22 protein-coding genes are annotated in these 20,043 nt (G+C 41.5%); 9 read left to right on the top strand and 13 right to left on the bottom strand.

The features are described from left to right. The first annotated feature begins 15 nt into the window (after window positions 1-15). Window positions 16-786: an LOG family protein gene (locus E0F88_RS02780; RefSeq protein ID WP_131956423.1), complete on the top strand. Its 771-nt coding sequence runs from the start codon at window positions 16-18 to the stop codon at window positions 784-786. 87 nt (window positions 787-873) lie between these two features. Here the strand turns inward: E0F88_RS02780 and E0F88_RS02775 are convergent, their stop codons facing one another. Genes E0F88_RS02775 through E0F88_RS02765 form a run of 3 tightly spaced genes read right to left on the bottom strand, consistent with a single transcriptional unit; the run spans window position 874 to window position 2,488 of the window. Then, a complete protein-coding gene (locus E0F88_RS02775; RefSeq protein WP_131956421.1) occupies window positions 874-1,851 on the bottom strand; it encodes a ComEA family DNA-binding protein in 978 nt (325 codons plus the stop codon). A 42-nt stretch (window positions 1,852-1,893) separates the two neighbouring features. After that, window positions 1,894-2,298 (bottom strand): type II toxin-antitoxin system VapC family toxin, encoded by a 405-nt coding sequence (vapC, locus tag E0F88_RS02770; RefSeq protein WP_131956419.1) that lies wholly within the window; start codon window positions 2,296-2,298, stop codon window positions 1,894-1,896. After that, window positions 2,279-2,488, bottom strand: a complete 210-nt coding sequence (locus E0F88_RS02765) for a type II toxin-antitoxin system VapB family antitoxin (protein ID WP_131956417.1) — start codon at window positions 2,486-2,488, stop codon at window positions 2,279-2,281. Before E0F88_RS02765 ends, vapC begins: the two co-directional genes overlap by 20 nt. A gap of 143 nt (window positions 2,489-2,631) precedes the next feature. On the opposite strand from E0F88_RS02765, the gene E0F88_RS02760 reads away from it, so the two are divergent. After that, window positions 2,632-4,116, top strand: coding sequence for a glycine--tRNA ligase (locus E0F88_RS02760; protein WP_131956415.1), 1,485 nt, complete (start codon window positions 2,632-2,634; stop codon window positions 4,114-4,116). Between the two features lie 181 nt (window positions 4,117-4,297). Here E0F88_RS02760 and E0F88_RS02755 read toward each other — a convergent pair whose 3' ends face one another. Continuing rightward, window positions 4,298-4,489, bottom strand: a complete 192-nt coding sequence (locus tag E0F88_RS02755; protein ID WP_131956413.1) for a cold-shock protein — start codon at window positions 4,487-4,489, stop codon at window positions 4,298-4,300. Between the two features lie 165 nt (window positions 4,490-4,654). On the opposite strand from E0F88_RS02755, the gene guaA reads away from it, so the two are divergent. Continuing rightward, complete coding sequence (guaA, locus tag E0F88_RS02750; RefSeq protein ID WP_131956411.1) at window positions 4,655-6,184, top strand: glutamine-hydrolyzing GMP synthase; 1,530 nt, start codon at window positions 4,655-4,657, stop codon at window positions 6,182-6,184. A gap of 71 nt (window positions 6,185-6,255) precedes the next feature. On the opposite strand, the gene E0F88_RS02745 is transcribed toward guaA, so the two are convergent. Then, entirely contained in the window at window positions 6,256-6,420 is a 165-nt protein-coding gene (locus E0F88_RS02745) for a DUF1328 family protein (protein WP_131956409.1), read from the bottom strand. A gap of 249 nt (window positions 6,421-6,669) precedes the next feature. Between E0F88_RS02745 and E0F88_RS02740 the strand changes: the two genes are divergently transcribed. Continuing rightward, a complete protein-coding gene (locus E0F88_RS02740) occupies window positions 6,670-8,535 on the top strand; it encodes a M1 family metallopeptidase (protein WP_131956407.1) in 1,866 nt (621 codons plus the stop codon). A 63-nt stretch (window positions 8,536-8,598) separates the two neighbouring features. Here E0F88_RS02740 and E0F88_RS02735 read toward each other — a convergent pair whose 3' ends face one another. The 7 genes from E0F88_RS02735 to E0F88_RS02705 form a co-directional block, all read right to left on the bottom strand. Further along, complete coding sequence (locus tag E0F88_RS02735; RefSeq protein WP_131956405.1) at window positions 8,599-9,624, bottom strand: trypsin-like serine peptidase; 1,026 nt, start codon at window positions 9,622-9,624, stop codon at window positions 8,599-8,601. Between the two features lie 96 nt (window positions 9,625-9,720). Then, a complete protein-coding gene (locus tag E0F88_RS02730) occupies window positions 9,721-10,017 on the bottom strand; it encodes a protease inhibitor I42 family protein (RefSeq protein ID WP_131956403.1) in 297 nt (98 codons plus the stop codon). A gap of 17 nt (window positions 10,018-10,034) precedes the next feature. Continuing rightward, window positions 10,035-10,832, bottom strand: a complete 798-nt coding sequence (locus E0F88_RS02725; protein WP_131956401.1) for a C1 family peptidase — start codon at window positions 10,830-10,832, stop codon at window positions 10,035-10,037. Window positions 10,833-11,079: 247 nt separating this feature from the next. Then, on the bottom strand, window positions 11,080-13,686 hold the full coding sequence (locus tag E0F88_RS02720) for a DUF5686 and carboxypeptidase regulatory-like domain-containing protein (protein WP_229213656.1): 2,607 nt from the start codon (window positions 13,684-13,686) through the stop codon (window positions 11,080-11,082). 3 nt (window positions 13,687-13,689) lie between these two features. Continuing rightward, entirely contained in the window at window positions 13,690-14,511 is an 822-nt protein-coding gene (locus tag E0F88_RS02715) for an ion transporter (protein WP_131956399.1), read from the bottom strand. Window positions 14,512-14,630: 119 nt separating this feature from the next. Beyond that, window positions 14,631-15,338: a DsbA family oxidoreductase gene (locus E0F88_RS02710; protein WP_131956397.1), complete on the bottom strand. Its 708-nt coding sequence runs from the start codon at window positions 15,336-15,338 to the stop codon at window positions 14,631-14,633. 50 nt (window positions 15,339-15,388) lie between these two features. Next, window positions 15,389-16,021 (bottom strand): NAD(P)H-dependent oxidoreductase, encoded by a 633-nt coding sequence (locus E0F88_RS02705; protein WP_131956395.1) that lies wholly within the window; start codon window positions 16,019-16,021, stop codon window positions 15,389-15,391. Between the two features lie 96 nt (window positions 16,022-16,117). On the opposite strand from E0F88_RS02705, the gene E0F88_RS02700 reads away from it, so the two are divergent. The 3 genes from E0F88_RS02700 to E0F88_RS02690 all read left to right on the top strand — a co-directional run bounded on the left by E0F88_RS02700 (window position 16,118) and on the right by E0F88_RS02690 (window position 17,188). Beyond that, entirely contained in the window at window positions 16,118-16,489 is a 372-nt protein-coding gene (locus E0F88_RS02700) for a winged helix-turn-helix transcriptional regulator (protein WP_131956393.1), read from the top strand. Window positions 16,490-16,566: 77 nt separating this feature from the next. Further along, window positions 16,567-16,791 carry a hypothetical protein gene (locus E0F88_RS02695; protein ID WP_131956391.1) on the top strand — a complete coding sequence of 75 codons (225 nt, stop codon included), beginning with the start codon at window positions 16,567-16,569 and terminating at the stop codon, window positions 16,789-16,791. Continuing rightward, on the top strand, window positions 16,781-17,188 hold the full coding sequence (locus E0F88_RS02690; RefSeq protein WP_131956389.1) for a putative toxin-antitoxin system toxin component, PIN family: 408 nt from the start codon (window positions 16,781-16,783) through the stop codon (window positions 17,186-17,188). The genes E0F88_RS02695 and E0F88_RS02690 overlap by 11 nt, the downstream gene beginning before the upstream one ends. Before the next feature lie 87 nt (window positions 17,189-17,275). Here E0F88_RS02690 and fbaA read toward each other — a convergent pair whose 3' ends face one another. Continuing rightward, window positions 17,276-18,355 (bottom strand): class II fructose-bisphosphate aldolase, encoded by a 1,080-nt coding sequence (gene fbaA, locus E0F88_RS02685; protein ID WP_131956387.1) that lies wholly within the window; start codon window positions 18,353-18,355, stop codon window positions 17,276-17,278. A gap of 239 nt (window positions 18,356-18,594) precedes the next feature. On the opposite strand from fbaA, the gene E0F88_RS02680 reads away from it, so the two are divergent. Next, window positions 18,595-18,831 carry a hypothetical protein gene (locus tag E0F88_RS02680; RefSeq protein ID WP_131956385.1) on the top strand — a complete coding sequence of 79 codons (237 nt, stop codon included), beginning with the start codon at window positions 18,595-18,597 and terminating at the stop codon, window positions 18,829-18,831. Beyond that, a complete protein-coding gene (locus E0F88_RS02675; RefSeq protein WP_131956383.1) occupies window positions 18,828-20,036 on the top strand; it encodes a hemolysin family protein in 1,209 nt (402 codons plus the stop codon). The genes E0F88_RS02680 and E0F88_RS02675 overlap by 4 nt, the downstream gene beginning before the upstream one ends. The last annotated feature ends 7 nt before the right edge of the window (window positions 20,037-20,043 follow it).

Below are 20,043 nucleotides of genomic sequence, written 5' to 3'. Positions count from 1 at the left end.
AATTGAGTATAAAGAATGAGTGAAGAAATAAAACCAACCAATGGAGAATTAATAGATGTTTCCTTGCTCAATCCTGCGGTTCCCGAAGATGAAAAAAGAATAAAAGAAGCTTTTGAAGATCGAAACTGGAGTGAAATAAAAAGTGCTGATTCCTGGGTTATCTTTAAAGTGATGGCCGAATTTGTTGAAGGCTTTGATAAAATGGCAAAAATTGGGCCCTGTGTGTCCCTTTTTGGTTCTGCACGTACGCTGCCGGACAACCCGCACTACAAAACTGCTGAGGAAATCGCGGCCAAGCTGGTTCGTCATGGGTATGGTGTAATTACCGGTGGCGGGCCGGGTATCATGGAAGCAGGTAACAAAGGTGCCCACGAACAGGGCGGAAAGTCGGTTGGGCTAAATATTAAATTGCCGTTTGAGCAACACAGCAACATTTATATTGATCCGGATAAGAATATCAACTTCGATTTCTTCTTTGTTCGTAAAGTGATGTTTGTAAAATATTCACAGGGATTTGTGGTCATGCCGGGAGGTTTTGGAACGCTGGATGAGCTTTTTGAGGCGATGACGCTGATCCAAACAAAAAAAATCGGTCGTTTTCCGATCGTGCTGGTTGGCAGTTCTTACTGGTCCGGCTTGCTTGACTGGATTAAAACGACCATGCTGACCGAAAAGAATATCAATGCTGAGGACTTGAAATTAATAAGCGTTGTAGATACCCCGGATGAAGCTGTGAGGGTAATTGACAACTTCTATTCCAAGTATTTATTGAAACCGAATTTTTAATAGCCGCTGGTGCAGACGGAATACCATTGAGGCAAACCTGTTGGGGACGCTGTCAGTGGTATTTTTTTGGGACACACAATCTCTACATCAGAAATCAAGATATGGCCTCAGCTTTTCAATTGTATTTTCATCCAGAACCTTCACTTTTTTTAGATCTTCTGCAGACTTAAAGCTTCCATGCTGAATTCTGTAATTCACGATTACAGAAGCAAGTTTTTTATTTCGGAGGTAAGAATGGCTGCTCAGCTCTTCCGCAGTGGCGGTATTAATATTTATCTTCTTCACCGGAGTCTCCACTTTTGCATAGCGGTTTAATTCTGAAAGAGCCAGCGAATCCAATCCAAAAATTTCACTAAACTGCGCCGTTGAATAAAATCCGCCAAGCGCATCTCTAAACTTTAAAATCCGTACGGAAAGTTTGCTTCCGATACCTTTTAATTTGACCAACTGGGTTGTGTCGGTGGTGTTGATGTCAAATGAAGCGATTGCAGGTTTGGTATAAACTTTCTTTTCCCTGACGTAAATATTGGTAGCCGGCTTTTCCGGGTAGGAAGGTTTGAGTTCGGTTTTCGTGTATGTTTTTGTTGTTGCCGGAAGACTGATGTATGGTTCCAGCGTTTTATAAAGATCAGACGGGAAGTCATAAATGTGAAGCAAGTCTTCTTTTTTACGAAACTGTCCGCCTTTATTACGATACTTATCCATTCTTTTTGCAAGAAAAGGCGGTATGCCCAGTTCTGTTAACTGCTCAATACTTGCTTCATTCGGATTAAAGGTAAAGAGCCTGACAGGCTGTTTGGGTGCTTTGCTGTATTCTTTACGGGGATAAGAATTTTCTGTTCCTTTTGATTCTGCGGAGTTATTCAGTTCAGCTACAATGCTATCCAGTTTCTGAATGTTGGCCGGTTCGGATGGAACCGGAAAGAGAGGGAGGATCCAGCGTCGGAACACAAATGGAGTCCAGATTAAAATGACGATAAGCACCATGAGCACCAGTGTGCCGCGCGCTTCTTTTCTGGAAATATTAAAAAAGTGCTGTATCTGGTCAATAATCCGTTTTAGCATGTGTCAAATTTTCGATGGAAGTGAACCTTTGACGTAAGAATGCTAAATTGGTTTCCAGATTTTTAGCGTAGAATTTTCAGCGATTAGATCAAAGTCGCTGTCATTATGGCAAAGTTCAATATCAAAGTGAATGGCGTAAGCGGCAATCAAGCAATCGTTAGCTTTTCTAATTGTTACCCCTTTTTTTCTGAGTGACCGATAAAGTTGCGCGGCGTCAAACGAAGCAATGTATGGATCAAGTGTTAATGGAAGCAGTGCCTTAAAAGCATCAACCGTTTCATTCATATCACGATCATTTCGGATGCCCTGGAGTAACTCCTGTAAAATTGTTGGGCAATAACATACAAGATCCGTAATAAGTGAATCGTCGAGCAGATCCGTCTGGGCAGATTTAACACCATTTTTATAATCAATCCAGACTGAGGTGTCAAAAAGATGATATGTCATAAGTTCTCATTTGTTCTAAATCGCCTTCCCATCCGCCTTTACCACGGGTTTCCCTCAATCTCTGGCGACGTTTTATATTTATTAACTCACTCAGTGCCAAATCAATAATTTCTTTTTTTGTCCTAAGACTTTGATCAAGATTTCTCAGTTTTTCAATTTTACTTTCGTCTATTTCAACATTAGTTCTCATATTGCTCAAATTTTTATACACACGAATTTACAAAATTTATACACATTCATATTCATTCCTTCTAAATTCCCTATTTTTGCCGATTCGCTGGGCGTAAGCTTTTGCTATTTTCTTTTTGAGACCTAATAATTTACAAAAACATAATGAGCCAAGTACCTGCAACCTCTTTACAAGACATTATCGGGCATGCAAAAGAATATGGATTTGTGTTCCCTTCTTCCGAAATATATGATGGATTACAAGCTGTTTACGACTACGGACAAAACGGTGTTGAATTAAAAAATAACCTGAAAGCGGCATGGTGGAAAGCTATGACGCAGCTTAATGATAATATTGTTGGTATCGATGCGGCCATTTTTATGCATCCGCTGACCTGGAAAGCATCGGGGCACGTGGATGGTTTTAATGATCCGATGATCGATAACAAGGATTCCAAAAAGCGCTACCGTGCTGATCAGCTTCTTGAAGGAAAAGCGGAACAATATGAAAAAGATGGTGAGCCTGAAAAAGCAAAAGCCTTACTTGCTGAAATGGGGCGTTTACTTAGCGCGGAAGACCTGGCGGGTGTCCGCGAGCTGATCATCTCAGAAAATATAAAATGCGCAGTTTCCGGAACCAACAACTGGACGGAAGTACGTCAGTTTAACCTCATGTTCAGCACGCAGGTTGGTTCTGTTGCCGAAGATTCAAGTTTGATTTATCTGCGTCCCGAAACGGCTCAGGGAATTTTTGTGAACTTTCTGAATGTACAGAAAAGCGGCAGGATGAAGGTTCCTTTTGGAATTGCACAGATCGGAAAGGCTTTCCGTAATGAGATTGTAGCCCGTCAGTTTATTTTCCGGATGCGTGAATTTGAACAAATGGAAATGCAGTTTTTTATTCGTCCCGGCACTGAAATGGCCTGGTACGAATCATGGAAAGAAACACGCATGAAATTTCATAAGGCAATCGGTTTGCCAGCAGAGAAGCTGAAATTTCATGATCACGACAAGCTTGCGCACTATGCCAACGCCGCAGTTGATATAGAATATGAATTTCCGTTCGGGTTCCGTGAAATGGAAGGTATCCATTCCCGAACTGATTTTGACCTCCGTAACCACCAGGAACTATCCAAAAAGAAGCAACAGTATTTTGATTCGGAACTGGATGAAAATGGCAAGCCTTATGGAAACTACATTCCTTATGTTGTTGAAACATCGGTAGGAGCAGACAGGCTTTTCCTGGCAACTTTCTGTAATGCCTACACTGTGGAAACAGTGGGTGAGGGTGAAAGTGAAAAACAGCGTACATATTTAAAATTGCATCCGGCTCTTGCGCCGTTTAAAGTTGCTGTACTTCCGTTGGTTAAAAAGGATGGTTTGGCGGAAAAGGCGCAGACTATCGCCAATTCATTGAAATCTTCTTTCCGTACCACATACGATGACGGTGCAGCGATCGGGAAACGTTATACCCGCCAGGATCTGATCGGGACGCCGTTTTGTGTGGTTGTTGATTACCAAACCATGGAAGATGATACCGTTACAATCCGTCATCGCGATACGATGGAACAGGAACGGGTATCAATCAGCGAATTGAAGGAGAAAATTGGCTACCAGGTTGCCATTGAGCGGATTTTGGAAGCGATTTAAACAAAAAAGGTATTCATTGTCAGGGAAGAAATTTCAAAAATCTCGGGTTTGTTGAACATTGAAAGTTATCTGTTGAGCATTAAATATTTCTGGTTTATTTAAAAAAAATCATTATTTCATAAAACAAATAAAGGCCTCAAATCGAGGCCTTTATTTGTTTACTTTATATCATAAATTAATGTTAAGCAAGCTTAACATTAATTGCGTTAAGTCCCTTGCGTCCTTCCTGAAGATCGAAAGTTACATCATCGCTTTCGCGAACTTCGTCCACAAGACCGGATATATGTACGAAATAATCAATTCCTGTTTCTGTGTCTTTAATAAACCCGTATCCTTTTGAGTCATTGAAGAATTTTACTGTTCCCTGATTCATATTAATTATTATATTAGAAATTTCCCAAATGTACGGATTAAGAAAACAGATAAGCAACTTTTGTTTTTACTCGGGAAGATTCAACCCACGGCGTTCTGTTTTGTTTAAACATATTTTTTTCGTTTCAGTCAATCTCCCTACCTTTGCGTTTTAGATAGCATTTACATGACAGAACAGATTCTGATTTTAGATTTTGGCTCCCAATACACGCAGCTTATAGCGCGTCGGATTCGCGAGCTGAATGTTTATTGTGAAATCCATCCTTACAATAATTTCCCCGAACTCACTCCGAATATCAAAGGTGTAATCCTTTCAGGAAGTCCCTGCTCGGTGCGTGACGAAAATGCACCAGGCGTTGATCTCGATAAATTTCGCAAAGTTGTTCCCCTTTTGGGCGTTTGTTACGGAGCGCAATTAATGGCTCAGGTACTTGGGGGCGATGTAAAACCTTCCCAGCACCGCGAATATGGCCGGGCGCATCTGAAAATTGATGATACCGATTCCTCTTTACTAGCTGGTCTTTCGCCGTCTTCACAGGTTTGGATGTCTCACGGCGATACGATCGTTCGTGCTCCTGAGAATATCCGCGTTATTGCTTCAACTGAATCGGTTCATGTTGCAGCCTTCAAAGTGGAAGATGAACTTACTTATGGCATTCAGTTTCACCCTGAGGTAACACATTCCGCAGAAGGTAAAAAGCTGATGCACAACTTTGTAGTAAATATCTGCGGATGTAAGCAAAGCTGGACTTCTGATTCTTTCGTTGAAGAATCGGTTCGTCATTTGCGCCAGAAATTGGGTGATGACAAGGTCGTGATGGCTCTTTCCGGGGGTGTTGATTCTACGGTTGCAGCAATATTGGTTCACCAGGCCATTGGTAAAAATCTGTATTGCATCTTCGTAGATAACGGTTTACTCCGTAAGGATGAGTTTGAAGAAGTTCTTCATTCTTACCAAGATATGGGGTTGAACATCAAAGGTGTTGATTCAAAAGATCATTTTTATCAATCACTTGACGGACTTTCGGAACCGGAAGCAAAACGTAAAGCGATCGGTAAGTCTTTTATTGAAATATTTGACCAGGAAGCACACCTGATTGAAGACGTAAAATGGCTTGGACAGGGAACGATTTATCCGGATGTGATCGAGTCGGTTTCTGTTAAAGGACCATCTGCGACCATCAAATCACACCATAATGTGGGTGGTTTGCCTGACTTCATGAAATTGAAAATCGTTGAGCCTCTGAATACTTTGTTTAAAGATGAGGTAAGAGCGGTTGGACGAACGTTAGGTATTGCTGAAAAAATACTGGAACGTCATCCTTTCCCGGGACCCGGTCTTGCTATTCGTATTCTTGGTGAAATCACTCCGGAAAAAGTAGACATTTTGCAGCAGGTTGACGCTATTTTTATAGGCGGACTGAAAAAATGGAATTTGTATAAGGAGGTTTGGCAGGCAGGTGTAATGCTTTTACCTGTGAAAAGTGTGGGCGTAATGGGGGATGAGCGTACTTATGAAAGTGTCGTGGCGCTTCGGGCAGTAACTTCTGTCGATGGAATGACCGCCGACTGGGCGCATTTGCCTTATGATTTTCTTGCCGAAGTTTCCAACGATATCATCAATAAAGTAAAAGGGGTAAACAGAGTTGTTTATGACATTTCGTCGAAACCGCCTGCAACAATTGAGTGGGAATAAATCCAATATATACAAAAACGAAAAAAGCGGATCGATGTCCGCTTTTCGTTTTATATTCTTGACTTGAAGTGTCAGGATCGCCCGACTCTTCCGCTGATCAGGCTCAACACAAATAACACAAGGAAAACGAAGAATAAAATCTTAGCAATTCCTGCTGCACCGGCAGCAATTCCACCAAAACCAAGTACCCCGGCAATGATAGCCACGATTAGAAATATTACTGTCCATCTAAGCATAATTGACAAAAGTTATATGAGTTGTTAATAAATATCTGTTAAGGATATTAACAATTGTGTGCCAATGGCCAAAGTGGGTAATTGTTGTTGAATAACACTGAAAAGTCTTATTGAACTTAAATAAATTTATATTGATGGGGAGAATGATTCCCATTGGAGTTGATAAAATGAACAATTATACCGGCGTTTAATTAATAGCTGGTTTGCCCATAATTTGTATAAAGTTTTAGTGAACAAAAATGTTTTAGAATGAAAAAGTGGTTTTCAGTTTTTTTTGTAATTACAATATTTAGTACAGTGTCATCAGGGCAGTCAGATCGTTGGCAGCAGCGGGCAAAATATCAGATGAATGTTGATTTTGATGTTACAAACCATCAATACAAAGGTTCTCAGAGACTGGTTTACTCCAACAATTCGCCTGATACGCTTACAAAAGTCTTTTATCATTTATACCTGAACGCTTTTCAGCCGGGAAGTCAGATGGATGTTCGTTCCAGGACTATCAGTGATCCGGATGCGCGTGTGAAAGATCGTATTTCAAAATTATCACCTTCTGAGATCGGATACGAAAAAATCATTTCTCTGAAACAGAACGGAAAAGCATTGAAATCCCAGGTGGTGGGGACAATTCTTGAAGTTACGCTGGCGGAAAAGATCCTGCCGCATTCACAGCACACTTTTGAGATGGAATTTGAAGCGCAGGTGCCGGTTCAGATTCGTCGTACAGGCCGTAATAACAGTGAGGGCATTGATTATTCCATGGCCCAGTGGTATCCTAAAATGTGCGAATATGATTATGAAGGATGGCATGCCAACCCATACATTGCCAGAGAATTTTATGGTATCTGGGGAGATTTTGACGTAAAAATTACATTGGATGCTTCTTTCGTTGTTGCAGCGACAGGGTATCTGCAAAATCCGGATAAAATTGGTTACGGATACGGCAAAAAGGAAGTAAAACACAAAGCGGGAGATAAACTTACCTGGCATTTCATTGCGCCGGAAGTACATGATTTTATGTGGGCTGCCGATCCTGACTACAAACATGACGTTGTAAAAGTAGATGATAATCTGGATCTTCATTTCTTTTATACCGGAGATTCTCTCACAAAAACATGGAGGGAAATGGAGCCTTTGGCGGTAAGGTCTTTCAAAATCATGAATGAGAAATTCGGGCGCTATCCATACAAACAATATTCGGTTATTCAGGGTGGCGACGGCGGAATGGAATATCCAATGGGGACACTGATAGTTGGTCGCCAAAATTTGGGTGGATTGGTAGGTGTAACAGTTCATGAATCGATCCATAGCTGGTTTCAAATGATTTTAGGAACAAATGAATCTAAGTATGGCTGGATGGATGAGGGTTTTACAACTTATGCCCAAAATCTGGTAATGGCTGAATTATTTCCTACGAAGCTGGATGCACAGCGTGGGAGTACTGCCAGTTACCGAAGTTTGGTAAAGTCCGGTTTGGAAGAACCTTTGACAACCCATGCAGACCATTTTAATACAAACCGTGCTTACAGCGTTGCCAGTTATTCAAAAGGCGCCGTTTTCCTAAATCAGCTAGGTTATATCATCGGTAAGGAAAAGCTGGAAATTGGGATGAAACGCTACTTTAATGAGTGGAAATTTAAACACCCAAACCCGACAGATCTTAAACGGATCATGGAGAAAGAATCCGGTCTGGAATTGGACTGGTATTGGGAAGATTTCGTGGGAACAACCAAAACGATTGATTACGGTATTAAAGAAGTAGTCTCCAATACAGGAAAAACAGATATTGTTATCGAACGTATCGGGCAGATGCCTATGCCGCTTGATGTGGTGGTAAGTTATAAAGACGGAAGCCAGGAAAATTTTTACATCCCCCTTGAAATGATGCGTGGAGAGAAAATGGAAAAGATGTATGCTAAAACTACATTACTGGCCGACTGGGGCTGGACATATCCGGAATATAGTTTTGTGATTGATAAAAACCTTGCGGATATCGAAAGAATTGTAATTGACCCTAGTCAAAGAATGGCCGACGTCAATCCCGAAAATAATACCTACCCGTCTTTGCCGAGAACGGTACCACGTTTTAAAGCTGAAAAGGCAGGAACTAAGTAAGTTTTTAACTCAAATGAAATAGCTGCTTTTAATCTCAACGGACTAAAAGCAGCTATTTGTTTATCATGGATATTCAGCAAGAGCACGCTGAATTAATCTTACCATGTCAGCACCACCACTGGCACCGTTTACGCTTGAATTTTGGTAACTCTGTACAGCAACAGTATAGGGTTTTCCATCCCAATAGGCAAAGAAAGGGCCTCCGGACTGACCAGGCCAGATATCACCTCTGTGCGTAATATTTTGTGCCGAACTGGAATTTCCGTCAAGAGCAATCCCGTTTTGATAGATCGGACGCTGAGAACCTGTTAAATCTCCTGGATAACCGGTATGGGTGAAGACGGCCTGCCCGTCCCATGAATCAGAGTAGGTTTTGGATCCAAGCCAGCCAGTCGCGTTTCCTAAACGTTTATCAAGTACAATTACGGTATAATCGAATTTTGCTTCCGTTCCGTCGATCGTGGGTCCGGATACTTTGTAATTGTAGTAAACCTTCACCGCATAACCAAAGCCAAACGGCGGGACACTTCCGTTGTAATACATGGGTGTAAACTTGATCCAGCCCGTTTGGTTATTTGGTCGCCAGTCCACAATGTGGCTGCAGGTAAGCAAGTGACGGGGCCCGATCATAACGCCGCTGCCTGATCCCAGAGCAGATTCCACTTTCCCGCTGCATCGCCATGGATAATTTGTATCGTAAAAAACACGGCGGTTATCCGGTCCGAAGATTGTTTTCAAAGGCCCCCCAGCCAGATTTCCTATGAAGGTGTTTCGGTCAATGAATGCCGGTTTGTGATCCTTTTTTGCCTCAGCCTTTGGAACAGCACTAAATCCTGCCTGTTTTGGTATAAAACCTTCTGTACTCATTTGTTCCTGAGAAGACCGCAATGGACCGCTTTCTGCTTTAACGCCGATTGCCTCTCCGCCCTTTGGATAGGTCAAACCATCAATAACTTCCGTTTCGACTTGTTGGTCAAACTTATTGTCGGCTGAACCTTTCTGCGCAATCTCTGCATCGATGGATTTTAGTTTTTTAATTTCTTCGGCTGTCATCGGATCAGCTGGCTTAACTTTATTCTTGGTTTCCATAATGAATTTTGTTTTAAAAGATTTGATTGTTTGGACATAGTTTTCCTGTCAGACTTTTTTTTTGTCTGTCCAAGGTTTGGTTAAGGGGACTTTGTTCTACTCGACTTTAAACCGGTAAATGGTTTGTTTTATTGGTTTTACATTTTTCTCCCAGCTGCGTGAAAGACTGAAATGCAGGATGGCTGAACCCGTAGACATCGCTGTAATAATGAAGTTTTCGTTAGCGCTTTCACCTGATATAGGAGATTTTTGTTCCTGAATCTGTTTTTCAATTTTAAGGCAGTCATCTCCATCTGTTTCAACAGTCCATTCGTGTCCCGTTGTGCTTTTACCAATAAAGGACAGAGTCGTGTGCGCTCCTTTTTTCAAAACAATCTGGTTGTCATCCTGCATGATACTTTATTAGAAAATTATTCAACCGTACGAATTGTCCACAAATCGCTGCAAAACTGGCTGTTACTGATGTAGGCATAAGGCATCCAGAAGTAACCCTTGATTCCCCAGGTAGTGTTCCATGAGTTACGTACCAGAACAGCCTGCTTTGCATCATCATAGCCAACAGCCACCACTGCATGTCCGCCCATGACGTGCTCAGTTGCCAATTTGGGCATAGGCATAATTCCTGTGCTGGCAACTTTTTGGGTCATGAAACTTGAATAAACAGTAAAACCAAATACAAAAGGAAAACCCTCCGCCAGACAGCCTTTAATCGCAGTGAGATTTACCGGAAGACGCTGGTAAGAAAGGATTTGGTTTTTAAGTGCGGTTGTATAACAGGTTTGTGGTGGTTTTTGGGTGAATTTTGCACCTGTGCCGCTGTTGTCATCGTAAGTCCAGTCTGCTTCGGGGCAAATTCCCTGTTTATTTAAAGATTTAATACCGTCGCGAAGAAAGGCGCCACTGTCCGAATTAACTGTGTTGATCAATACCCGTTCGTTGTAATACAGAAACAAGCGTGAAGGCATGAATGTTGGCTTATTTTGCTTGGTTTTACCAAATTCAAAAGTAGCTCCGAGCGCGTTTGCCGTGCAGCTGCCTAGTCCTCCCTGGTCATAAACCGGTGGACAGCCTGGTCTTAAATCAACTTTTAGCGGGATCTTCTGCATAATTTTCAGCGGGGCCGCATACATAAAATCTCTTGCGTCAGGAAGGTCGGGGAGCCAGCCAAATTTGAAGGCCGGCGCTTCGTCTTGTGCTTTGTCTGCCATTTTTGCCAAATTGTTTAAGGGTAAAAAGCAAGTTTAGAAACTGACTCAAACCGCGTATTTTTTCCGGAGCTCTCGGATATTTACGGTTCGGAAAAGGCAAAGAGCTTTTTCCATCACAAAGGTAAATTGTGCTATGGGGATATTATGCAGGACAAATACTTGATTTTTAGCGTATTTCTACGCCTTTTCACAAATGGTTGGAGTCTTAAAATAAAAATGTGAAGCGCAAGGACTTATTGAAATGAAGTTAGCGGCCAATTCTGATGTTGGTACCGATCCTGAATCCCATGCGCTGATATTTTCCGTTATGGAATTGTGCAACGGCTTCAACACGTACGACCCTGTAAATATTGTCGATGCCATAAACCAGCTCGGAGTAATTGCTGATCGTTGGGACTTTGAGATAATGAACCTGTAAGGTTTCGGATAAGCCCGTCACGCGTAATGGCTCAATACGGGTAAGCAGAAAATGTTGTAACGACCAAACCGCATGTGCCTGGAAAAACCATTCAGAAGTACTGTACTTGTAATAGGGCAGCATCCTGAACTGATAGGGAGGATCGCCCCATTGAAAGAAGAATTCATTGCCCATAAAATGGCGGTAATCCTGAAAGTAAATTTGTTTTTTACTTAAAAATCCGCCACCGTTAAGGCTGTAGTCCAGGCTGCTGCGTGGACCGAGACTTAGATTCTGACGAATTGTTCCCTGTAAAATTGAATAATCGACATCACCTGCGAAAGGTAAACCGCTTTTGTAATTTACAGCGAATGACGGCCCTTTACTACGCAAATATCTCTTTTCTCCGTTCCGGATCAAATACCTGCGCCACGGCCGAATGTTGGCGGTAAGATCCAAAAGCAACGCATTATGCTGAGGAAATCCAGTATTTGCCAGTTCGTCGTTCAGGGGCCGGTTGGGGGTGTAATCGTACTGGCTCCAGAAAAATATCGGTCGTGAACTTGGCTCATTATAAAGCTCTTTTCGTTTTTCATATTCCAGGCTGACGTCAATACCAAGAATGTCAGCAATGTTTTTTATTGAATATTCAGTTCTGATAAAGCGCTGTTGATACAGTTTCATCAGACTTTGGTCAAAAAGCCTTCCTGCCAGACTGTTAGGAAAGGGTAGAATAGGATTATTTCTGTTAAACTGAGACGCCATCTCACCGCCGGTTAAAAGCAAATTCCACTTATTGTTGCCAATATTGGTTTCGATATTTCCGTATAACCTTTTTCTTCCAAATGAATATCTTGCCAAAGGACGGATGCTGAACCTGTAAGACTTATCCCATTTTTTTTGCCATTCAGTAATAATGTTAAGGGAATTGCCTTCCACAGCATTGTAACTTATTGACAAAACAGGGCTTTTAAAATAAAATGTGCTTCGGTTAGCGAATGAATAGGTATTGCCTGTAATCAGATGACGTGCTTTAAAATGAGTAGAATCGGGTTTTTTCTTTTCATTTTCTGCATCTTTTACAACCTTGATACTGTCCTGCTGTGAATAACTGATCACCTCAGATTTTGTCAGCGGGATTGGTCGCAGATTTTGCCAATAGATAGTGTCTTTCTGGTTTGCATTGGGATCTACCACTATAGAATCCTGCCGAACCATCCGGTCGCTGCCGGCTTCCATCTTATTTTCCTTTTTCTGTTCCTTTTCGTATTGTTTAGTGAGTTTTCTGAAATTTTTGGTAGAAAATTCCTTTTGGTCTTTGATTAGTTTTTCAAGATTTTTTGTGCGGTCCCCCGAGCCGGCCGTCGCTTCCTTTTTGTGATCGTTAATTACAATGTCTTCTTTGAGGCCTGGATCAACATCCAGTTTATTGTATGTCAATGAAACCAGGTATCTGAATTCTCCTGCAAAACCCAGGTAACTTCCGTTGATTTTAAACTGCTGATTGACAGGTAACCAAACATTCTGAACCGGACTGAAAATTTGTTTTGCAGAGATATTTAATCCGCTGGTTGTTGTTTGAAGATCATAACTGTGAATAGCCCAGCGGTCTTCAATGATATACAAACTTCCTTTAAAAACACCTTCGCCGTAAGCTTTTGGAATAACTTTTATTTTGTTGACAATCTGTCCCTGGTCTTCAAAATAACCCTCGTATTCGAATTTATAAAATCCGAAAGCTTTTGGAGAAAGCGGTGTAACGGTGCCGGCTATTTCAGGACTATATAAACTGGCAAGAATGTATTCGTTTGGCGAAGGAATGCTGTTGTCGAGACTGTTGCGGGTTGAAACAATGTGTTGGCTATAATTGTTTGGCCGTCGGTATTTTATTTCGGCAACACTTTCGTTCAGTATTGCCTTCCCTTCCTGGACGCCTTCTTTTTTCAACCTTTTTTCTACCAGAAACGGAATTTTTGTAGGTAACGCCGTACTTCTTGAATAAACCTTTGCCGTGTATCCGCGTACCTGCAACTGATGAAAACGGGCTTTTGCAATGGCCTTCCGCATGATACTAAACGCCGGATCTTCCTGGCCGCTGGCTACGCTGGCTTCTTTCAGGTTAAGCGCCTGTTCTTCTAGCTGCACATCCAGTGTTACAAAATCACTCCCGACGATTACTGTTTTTGTTGCACTTTTAAAGCCAAGATATTGAAATATAAGCTCATAAGAACCAGCCGGCATGGTGAATTCGAAGACACCTTCGGCGTTGGCCATGGTACCATTGCTTGTTCCTTTTACGGCGATACCGGCATAGGGAAGTACTTCGCCTTTTTGCGTAGTGATTTTCCCGCGGATGCCGCCGGAAAAAGTTTTACCTGAAATGAAACACAGTAGGATCAGTAAAAAAGCAACGCGCATAAGGTTGAGTGTATAGTCAGATAGAAACGGTTCTTTCACTTTTTATTCGTGCAACTGGTGACCGCAGTTGCTGCAATAATTTGTATTGATGGGCATTGCTTTTCCGCATGAAAGACACTCAATGCTGTTTGTCCGTTTGCTTATCGGCTGGCTTCTTGACATTTCCACAGTTACAATTCCTGTGGGCACTGCAATAATTGCATAACCCATGATCATTACAATTGATGAAATTACTTGTCCCAGAGGCGTTTGTGGTGTGAGATCACCATAACCAACGGTTGTAATTGTTACAATTGCCCAGTAAATGCTTTGTGGAATGCTGGTGAAACCATGCTCCTCACCTTCGACTACATACATAACCGTACCAATGATAAGTACCAGGGCAACAATGGTTAGCATAAAGACCGTGATCTTCTGTAAACTGGCTATAATCGCAGTTTTAAGCACCTGCGCATGATGCACAAAACTGGTCAGTTTTAATATTCTGAAAACACGGAGGAGACGGATAATCCGGATGGTAACAAGAAAATGTCCTGCCGGTAAAATGAAGGTGAGATAAAAGGGAATAATTGAGAGAAAGTCAATAATACCAAAAAAACTGAACAGATATTTCAGTGGTTTTGGATGACTGTAAACACGCAGAAAATATTCAATTGTGAAAATAACTGTAAACAGAATTTCGAGCGTATGCAGCAACGGATGATAATTGGTGCGTATGGAAGGTACACTTTCCAGGCAAACGGTGAGAACGCTTAAAATAATAAGCCAAAGCAGGCAGAGGTCAAAAAGACGTCCCTGACGCGTGTGAGCGCCGAAAATGATAATAAAAAGCTTTCCCCGTAAAGAATTACGATCTATTGCCATGGCTATTTTTTATGTAAGCCGGCAATGTAGCAAAAGCCTTGTAATTGCGCAAAAGTAAAGCGCCACGGATAATCCGGATTTAGAGCCGGTATCTGTGGCGCTTTTTGATAATTTTGGAATTAATTACACTCTCCGTCTGGTGTACAGGTTGCTCCTTCAGTAAAAGTTACAAGTGGTGCAGGATTTGCTTTTTCCCACTCTCCGAAAGATTTTTCCAAAGCGCCCAGGAATGTTTCCGGCTGTTGCGCTCCTGAAACAGCATATTTTCGGTCTAAAACAAAAAACGGGACACCGCGTGCGCCTACCTGTTGTGCTTCATAAATATCATGACGAACCTCTTCACTGAATTTGGTTGTTTCAAGTACCGTTTTTAATTCTGTCGGATCCAGGCCAATCTGTTTTCCGAGCTCAATCAGCGTTTCCAGGTCGGCGGTATTTTTTCCATCGGTAAAATAAGCTTTGAACAATTGCTCTTCTGCATCGTCACCTTTTCCTTTTGTTTTAGCAAACTGCACGAAACGGTGTGCATCGAAAGAATTGGCAACCACCGCTTTGTCCAGATTATATTCCAGACCAACTTCCGCCGCTATTCCGGCGACATGGTTGTTCATTTCGGCAGCTTGTTCGAAACTCCATCCTTTAATTTCCGCGAGATAATCATTGATGTTTTTATCAGGTTCGGTTTTCATGGCTGGATTGAGCTGAAAACTTTTCCATTCAATCTGAATCTTATCTTTTTGAGGAAACTGTTCCAAAGCTGCTTCAAACTTACGTTTGCCTATATAACAGAATGGACACATGACATCACTCCATATTTCAACTTTCATTGTTGTCAGTTTTAAGCGAACTAATATTTTAAAGGGAGCATTGCTAACAGCTAAATCGCTATAAAAAGCTCTTCATCCGGTTTTCTTACTTTTTTGGCTTTTGAAAGTGCATCATTTTCCGAATCCCGGTAACCCAGCGTCATGATGACAACACTTTTTAGTCCTTTTTCTTTTAGTCCCAATATTTCGTCCAGCTTGGCATTGTTGAAGCCTTCCATCGGTGTTGAGTCAACATGTTCTGTTGCAGCTGCTACCGAAGCATGTCCCAAGGCAATGTAAGCCTGGCGTGCAGCCCAGTTGAAATTAACCTCTTCGGTACGGCTTAAAATCCCGCCACTGATCTTGTCGTGATATTGTGATAACGACTCAACAGTAATTCCACGCGTAACGGCCACCAGATTTATATACTCGCTGACCTGTTCCGCCGTAATCTTTTCCCACGCAGCAAAAACAAGCAAATGTGATGACTCTACTATCTGAGGTTGCGGAGCCGCTTCTTTAAAAATCCGGTCTTTCACGTCTTTGTCTGAAATTACGAGCACTTTGTATGGCTGTAAACCTACTGATGATGGTGACAGTTTAATAGCTTCGAGAATCGTGTTCAGTTTATCTTCCGGAACTGTTTCTCCGTTCATTCTCTTTGCTGCATATCTCCCGTTCAGCTTTTCTATTAAATCGCTCATTTTTTGTTACTTTTAAATATTGATATGCAAACTTAAATAAATATACTATACTTTTGTTAGTACTATACAAAAGGATAGTTAAAATAGTTCTTCAAAATGGAAGCAACAGAGGAGAAAGCAAAACATACGGTGGGCGAATGCACGAAAAGTATTCTGCCGGTCAGGGATGCGCTGGAGGTTTTGAGTGGAAAGTGGAAACTACCCATCATAATTTCCCTGATTTTTGGAAACAAGCGTTTTTCTCAGATAGCCAAAGAAATACCCGGCATTACGGACAAAATGTTATCGAAAGAATTACGGGATCTGGAAGCCAACTGTCTCGTAAAAAGATCGGTTTATGATTCAATTCCGGTTGTAGTGGAATACACACTTACTGAGTACGGACATTCCCTGAAGCCTGTGATTGAGGTCTTGAGAAACTGGGGAATTGCTCATCGTGAGCGGATTATGGGGAGGAAGGAAGGGTGACTGACCAGGATAGTTACTGGATGTTTTTATGCAAAATTTTGCTATATTTGAAAATATAGCCATAAATTTCTGAAAGTATGGATCGGATAGTAATTGAAGTGGAGGATAATTTGGCAAGAAGGTGGCGTAATGCTGATCCAGAAACAAAACAAAAGATTTCTCAGGGAGTTGACCATTTTTTAAGTACTATTTTTGAAAAGAAGGAAGATGAAATATGGCCATTTCTTGAAAAATTAAGAGCGAAAGCCGAGCAGAGAGGATTTAATGATGAGATATTGGAACAAATCTTAAATGAAAAATAGATTTGTTTTTGATACCAATACATTGATAAGTGCCGCACTATCTCCTTATTCTACAAATGCACTGGCAATTAAACGAGCTGAATTTTTAGGTGAAATAATTTATTCCAACTCTACTTGGAGCGAATTTCTTAATGTCTTGTTTCGAACTAAATTTGACAAATATTTTACGATCGACGAAAGGGAACTGCTTGTTGAAAAGTTTCTTCTCACATTTCGGCAAAAGAATGTGGACATTATTATTTCAGAGTGTAGAGATGTAAAGGATAATATGTTTCTTGAACTTGCTGTTAGTGCAAAAGCTTCCTGTATAATTTCAGGAGATCCTGATCTACTAATTCTGCATCCATTTAGAGGGATTCCAATAATTAACGCTACTGATTTTTTAAGTAGTTTTTGAATATTGTTAGTTGACAAAAAAGCCTGCAAATTCAAAGATGAACTTGCAGGCTTTTTTGTATTGTTAGACTTGGCAAGTCTAGTACTTTTATCCCAATTGATTAATGCAGTTCAAATCTTCAAACGCAACTTTCAAACGGGAGATCATGCTTTCTTCACCTTTGCGCAACCAAACGCGTGGGTCGTAGTATTTTTTGTTTGGCGAATCAGGTCCGTCCGGGCTGCCAAGCTGTGTTTGAAGATAACCTTCTTTTTCTTTGTAGTATTTCAAAATTCCTTCCCAGGTAGACCACTGAACGTCTGTATCAATGTTCATTTTGATCGCACCATATTCGATTGCTTCACGAATTTCTGCACGTGATGACCCTGATCCTCCGTGGAATACGAAGTTTACAGGAAGGTCACCTGTTCCGAATTTCTGTTTGATAAATTCCTGAGAATTATGAAGAATTTTCGGCTCCAGTTTCACATTACCTGGTTTGTAAACGCCGTGAACGTTTCCAAATGCAGCGGCAATCGTAAAGTTTGGAGAAATCTTCAAAAGCTCTTCGTAAGCATAAGCAACTTCTTCAGGCTGAGTGTAAAGTTTTGAGCTGTCAACATCACTGTTGTCGACACCGTCTTCTTCTCCACCCGTAACACCTAATTCAATTTCAATCGTCATGCCAATTTTAGCCATGCGTTCGAAATATTTTGCAGAGATTTCAATATTTTCTTCAATTGGTTCTTCCGACAAATCCAGCATGTGAGAGCTGTAAAGAGGAACACCATACTGATCAAAGTGTTTTTCACCTGCATCAAGCAAACCATCTATCCACGGAAGCAATTTTTTTGCGCAGTGGTCTGTATGCAAAATAACAGGAACGCCATAAAGTGCAGCCATTTGATGTACATGCTGAGCTCCGGAAATTCCACCTGCAATGGCAGCCTGCTGATTGGTGTTCGGAACGCTTTTTCCTGCAAAGAAAATTGCACCGCCATTGGAAAACTGAACAATAACGGGACTGTTAACAGCCTTTGCAGCTTCTAAAACTGCATTTACTGAATTGGTACCTACCACGTTAACCGCCGGAAGGGCATAGTTATTTTCGTTGGCATGGCGGAAAATTTCGCTAACTCCGTCACCGGTTACAACACCAGGCGCAAAGCGTTTTGTGGTTTCGCTCATAGTAAAATAGGATATTTTTTCAAGAAATAATTTTACAATTCGGATATTTAAAACCGATTGTACGGCAATTGCTGCAAGTTAGGTATTTTAAAGAAATTGGAGGAAATATGAACGCGTTATTATGAAAGGCCGGGTACATTTATTTGCCGGGCTTCATTTTAATCCAATCTGTGTATCTTTGAAATATAATAGGGGCTGAAATAAAGACAGCTTCATTTTTTGTACCGACATATTAATTCATGAATCCCAAACTTCTCAGGACAATATTGCTTGCACTTGCCATTGGTTTTTTTACCATGTGGGTTCTCGAATTCCGGCGGGCGGGAATGTTTGAAAGTTACTGGCTGCTGCTTTTAAGTATTGTTTGTTTACTCACTTTTCAGTTCAGGCGTTTGAAGGCCTCTTTGGAATTGAAAAAGGAAGAAGAATTAAGGCAGCAGAAAAAACAAAAGCCGGTTAAACTGGTAAAAAAATGAGCATTTTACTCTTTCTCACAGCAGTTTGTTTTTTTATCCTTGCAGGTTATTATGGGGCTGTCCGCTCTGTATTGCTTGATATTTCGTTTGACAGATATTCGCTTCGTCACGAAAAGGCGGAGGAGGTTTATCAAACACTTTACTGGCGCAGGATCCTTCGCATGCTTCGGCTGCTTGTTGTTGCCTTGGGCTGTTTGTCAGCGATAGGATTTGTCTACACCATTTTTAAAGAAAGTCCGGGTTGGGCTGAGAATATTTCGGTCACATTTTTGTTTATCGGACTGGCCATTTTCTGGATGTTATCTTACACAAGCTGGGTTAAAATTGGCAGAAGTTTTCCAAAACTTCTGGATTTACAAACCATGGCAGTCCGTTTTGGAGAGTGGCTGATGACGCCTGTTTACTGGCTGGTGGAACCTTTTGTAAAAGAGAATATTTTATCGCCGTCCCTTCGTGACGACGCTATTTCTGCCGATGATCCTGATTTCGACGATCACAGCATTGAAGAGCGCATGTTTATCAATGCGCTTGATTTTAAGGATTTAAGAATCCGTGACTGCATGATCCCGAGAACGGAAATTTCAGCTGTAAACGTAAATGCAAGTATTGAAGACCTGAGAAGAACCTTTCTCACCAGCGGACATTCCAAGATTATCGTTCACCGGGATTCTGTTGACGACGTACTGGGTTATTGCCATGCGCTTTCTCTTTTCAAAAAGCCAAAAGAGATCAGCAACATCATTACGCCAATTTTAATTGTGCCTGAGGCAATGCCGGCAAGTGATCTGATGCTGCGGTTTTTGGAAGAAAGAAGAAGTCTTGCCCTGGTTGTTGACGAATTCGGGGGAACTTCCGGACTTGTCAGCGTGGAAGATGTTGTAGAGCAGATTTTTGGTGAAATTCAGGATGAATATGATTCTACCGAGGACTGGACCGAGCGCCAGATTGATGAGCACATTTACATTCTGAGTGCGCGTCATGAAATTGATTATTTGAATGAAAAATATGGCTGGGAATTACCTGAAGGCGATTACGATACGCTGGCCGGAATGCTTATCCACCATCACGGTGACTTGCCCGATGTTAATGATACGCTGAGTTTACCACCTTATTCATTCCAGGTTGTGTCGATGCAGGATACAAGAATTGAGCTTGTACGGCTGACAGTAGAAGAGAAGGGTGTGAAGAAATCGGAAGTGAAGTAGTTGTGAA

Origin of the sequence: Dyadobacter psychrotolerans (assembly GCF_004349265.1) — a bacterium.
Taxonomy (GTDB): Bacteria; Bacteroidota; Bacteroidia; order Cytophagales; family Spirosomataceae; genus Dyadobacter; species Dyadobacter psychrotolerans.
Note: the sequence above shows the minus strand (reverse complement) of the source record. Positions and strands in the feature narration are given on the sequence as shown.

Excerpts from the sequence above, each read along its gene's own strand:
- E0F88_RS02700 (WP_131956393.1), top strand. The coding sequence starts at position 16,118 with ATGGAAGCAACAGAGGAGAAAGCAAAACATACGGTGGGCGAATGCACG.
- guaA (WP_131956411.1), top strand. The coding sequence starts at position 4,655 with ATGACAGAACAGATTCTGATTTTAGATTTTGGCTCCCAATACACGCAG.
- E0F88_RS02725 (WP_131956401.1), bottom strand. The coding sequence starts at position 10,832 with ATGGCAGACAAAGCACAAGACGAAGCGCCGGCCTTCAAATTTGGCTGG.
- vapC (WP_131956419.1), bottom strand. The coding sequence starts at position 2,298 with ATGACATATCATCTTTTTGACACCTCAGTCTGGATTGATTATAAAAAT.
- E0F88_RS02765 (WP_131956417.1), bottom strand. The coding sequence starts at position 2,488 with ATGAGAACTAATGTTGAAATAGACGAAAGTAAAATTGAAAAACTGAGA.
- E0F88_RS02755 (WP_131956413.1), bottom strand. The coding sequence starts at position 4,489 with ATGAATCAGGGAACAGTAAAATTCTTCAATGACTCAAAAGGATACGGG.
- E0F88_RS02705 (WP_131956395.1), bottom strand. The coding sequence starts at position 16,021 with ATGAGCGATTTAATAGAAAAGCTGAACGGGAGATATGCAGCAAAGAGA.
- fbaA (WP_131956387.1), bottom strand. The coding sequence starts at position 18,355 with ATGAGCGAAACCACAAAACGCTTTGCGCCTGGTGTTGTAACCGGTGAC.
- E0F88_RS02690 (WP_131956389.1), top strand. The coding sequence starts at position 16,781 with ATGAAAAATAGATTTGTTTTTGATACCAATACATTGATAAGTGCCGCA.
- E0F88_RS02780 (WP_131956423.1), top strand. The coding sequence starts at position 16 with ATGAGTGAAGAAATAAAACCAACCAATGGAGAATTAATAGATGTTTCC.
- E0F88_RS02695 (WP_131956391.1), top strand. The coding sequence starts at position 16,567 with ATGGATCGGATAGTAATTGAAGTGGAGGATAATTTGGCAAGAAGGTGG.
- E0F88_RS02680 (WP_131956385.1), top strand. The coding sequence starts at position 18,595 with ATGAATCCCAAACTTCTCAGGACAATATTGCTTGCACTTGCCATTGGT.
- E0F88_RS02740 (WP_131956407.1), top strand. The coding sequence starts at position 6,670 with ATGAAAAAGTGGTTTTCAGTTTTTTTTGTAATTACAATATTTAGTACA.
- E0F88_RS02710 (WP_131956397.1), bottom strand. The coding sequence starts at position 15,338 with ATGAAAGTTGAAATATGGAGTGATGTCATGTGTCCATTCTGTTATATA.
- E0F88_RS02775 (WP_131956421.1), bottom strand. The coding sequence starts at position 1,851 with ATGCTAAAACGGATTATTGACCAGATACAGCACTTTTTTAATATTTCC.
- E0F88_RS02675 (WP_131956383.1), top strand. The coding sequence starts at position 18,828 with ATGAGCATTTTACTCTTTCTCACAGCAGTTTGTTTTTTTATCCTTGCA.
- E0F88_RS02715 (WP_131956399.1), bottom strand. The coding sequence starts at position 14,511 with ATGGCAATAGATCGTAATTCTTTACGGGGAAAGCTTTTTATTATCATT.
- E0F88_RS02760 (WP_131956415.1), top strand. The coding sequence starts at position 2,632 with ATGAGCCAAGTACCTGCAACCTCTTTACAAGACATTATCGGGCATGCA.
- E0F88_RS02735 (WP_131956405.1), bottom strand. The coding sequence starts at position 9,624 with ATGGAAACCAAGAATAAAGTTAAGCCAGCTGATCCGATGACAGCCGAA.
- E0F88_RS02730 (WP_131956403.1), bottom strand. The coding sequence starts at position 10,017 with ATGCAGGATGACAACCAGATTGTTTTGAAAAAAGGAGCGCACACGACT.
- E0F88_RS02745 (WP_131956409.1), bottom strand. The coding sequence starts at position 6,420 with ATGCTTAGATGGACAGTAATATTTCTAATCGTGGCTATCATTGCCGGG.